General features: G+C 70.0%; 2 protein-coding genes. Both read left to right on the plus strand.

Features of this window, described 5'->3' with window-relative positions:
- The coding region (locus AB0L59_RS42185; protein ID WP_365593506.1) for a phosphopantetheine-binding protein at nt 1–402 on the plus strand (402 nt) is incomplete at its 5' end.
- Nucleotides 402–2334 (plus strand): condensation domain-containing protein (locus AB0L59_RS42190; RefSeq protein ID WP_365593508.1); only part of this gene is annotated, 1933 nt, incomplete at its 3' end. The genes AB0L59_RS42185 and AB0L59_RS42190, both read left to right, overlap by 1 nt.

Genomic DNA, 2334 nt, shown 5'->3' on the forward strand with positions numbered 1-2334 from the left:
CACCGGCTGCCCGAGTACATGGTTCCCTCCGCCGTCGTGGTCCTGGACGCGCTGCCGTTGTCGGTGAACGGCAAGCTGGACCGCAAGGCGCTGCCGGCCCCCGCCTACACCACCGGTGCCGGCCGTGGCCCGGCGAACGCTCGCGAGGAGCTCCTCTGCGCCGCCTTCGCCGAAGTCCTCGGCCTGGAACAGGTCGGTGTCGACGACAACTTCTTCGCCCTCGGCGGGCACTCCCTCCTCGCCGTTCGACTCACCAGCCGGATCCGGGCTGCGCTGGGGGTCGAGGTCCCGTTGAAGGCGCTTCTGGATGCGCCGACGGTGGCCGGACTCGCACAACAGCTCGGACATGAGAAATCAGCTAGGCCGGCGTTGCGGCCGATGCGCAACCAGGAGGAGTTCTGATGGTTCCGTTGTCTTTCGCGCAGCGCCGGATGTGGTTTCTCTCGCAGCTTGAGGGACCGAGCGCCACTTACAACATCCCGATCGTCCGGCACCTGCCGGGCCGGATCGACGCCGACGCGCTCAACCTTGCGCTGCGGGACGTCATCGGACGCCACGAGGTGCTGCGTACCGTCTACGGCGTCACCGACGGCGAGCCCTACCAGCGCATCCTGAAGCTCGATGACCTGGACTGGGAACTGCGGGTGGCCGAGCTGGCGCCCGCCGAACTCGACGCTTCCATATCGGAGTTGGGTAACCAGTCGTTTGACCTGGCCGCCGAGGTGCCGATCCGCGCCACACTGCTGCAGACCGGTCCCGCGGACGCGGTGCTGGTCGTGGTGGTCCATCACATCGCCAGCGACGGCTGGTCGACGGGACCGCTGCTGCGAGACGTGACTCAGGCCTACCTCGCCCGCAGCGAGGGCCGGGCGCCCGAGTGGGAACCGCTGCCCGTCCAGTACGCCGACTACGCCCTCTGGCAGCGCGAGCTGCTCGGCGACGAGCAGGACCCGCAGAGCCTGATGGCACGACAGCTCGCCTACTGGCGCGCCCAGCTCGCCGGTGTTCCCGAGGAGCTCGGCCTGCCCTTCGACCACGCCCGCCCGGCGGTGGCCTCGCACCGCGGCCACGGCCTGTCCCTGGACATCCCGGCGGCAGTCCACGGCCGACTCGCCGAGGTGGCACGTGCCGAGGACGTCACGGTCTTCATGGTCCTGCAGTCCGTGCTCGCGGTCGTGCTCTCCCGCCTGGGTGCCGGCACCGACATCCCGATCGCCACAGCCGTCGCCGGGCGCACCGACGTGGCGCTGGACGACATGGTCGGCTTCTTCGTCAACACGCTGGTCCTGCGTACGGACCTCACCGGCGACCCGACCTTCCGCGAGGTGCTGGCCCGGGCGCGACGCACCGGCTGGGACGCCCTCTCGCACCAGGACGTGCCGTTCGAGAAGCTCGTCGAGGAGCTGACGCCCGCCCGCTCGCTGGTCCGCCACCCGCTGGCCCAGGTCATGCTGACCGTCCACAACAACGAGCGCATCGTCCTTGAGCGCTCGGGTGATGAGGCCGACGCTCGAACGGCGGCGGACGTCGCGGACGCCGCGGACGTCGCCGTCGACGTGCGCGCGGCCAAGTTCGACCTCGAACTCGACTTCGTCGAGCTGTTCGACCAGGACGGCGCTCCGGCGGGCCTGCGCGGCTCACTGACCGCCTCGGTAGACCTCTTCGAGCGTGCCACTACCGCGCGGCTCGCGACCCGGTTCCGCCGCGCCCTGGAGCTGTTGGTCGCTGACCCGGATGTCCGGGTGGGTGGTGTGGACGTGCTGGATGCGGGTGAGCGTCGTCGGGTGTTGGTGGAGTGGAACGAGACGGCGGTGGAGGTCGAGGGGTCTACGTTGCCGGGGTTGTTCGAGGCGCAGGTGGCGCGGACGCCGGATGCGGTGGCGGTGGTCTTCGAGGGTGTGGAGGTTTCGTACGCGGAGTTGGATGGGCGGGCGAATCGTCTGGCGCGGCTGTTGGTGGGTCGTGGTGTGGGTCCGGGGTCGGTGGTCGCGGTGGCTCTGGAGCGTGGGGTTGAGTTGGTGGTGGCGCTGCTGGCGGTGGTGAAGGCCGGGGCGGCGTATGTGCCGGTGGATCCGGAGTATCCGGCGGGGCGGATCGCGGTTGTCCTGGAGGATGCGGGGCCGGCTGCGGTGGTGACGGTGGGGGCGTTCGGTGCTGTTGTGTCGGCGGGTGTTCCGGTGGTGGTGCTGGATGATCCTGCTGTGGCCGGGGAGTTGGCGGGTCTGGCGGGCACGGCGCCGGGTGTGGGTGTGGTGTCGGGGGATGCGGCGTATGTGATGTTCACGTCGGGTTCGACGGGGCGTCCCAAGGGTGTTGTGGTGACGCATGAGGGCA

The organism is Streptomyces sp. NPDC052109 (assembly GCF_040680195.1).
Lineage (GTDB): Bacteria > Actinomycetota > Actinomycetes > Streptomycetales > Streptomycetaceae > Streptomyces.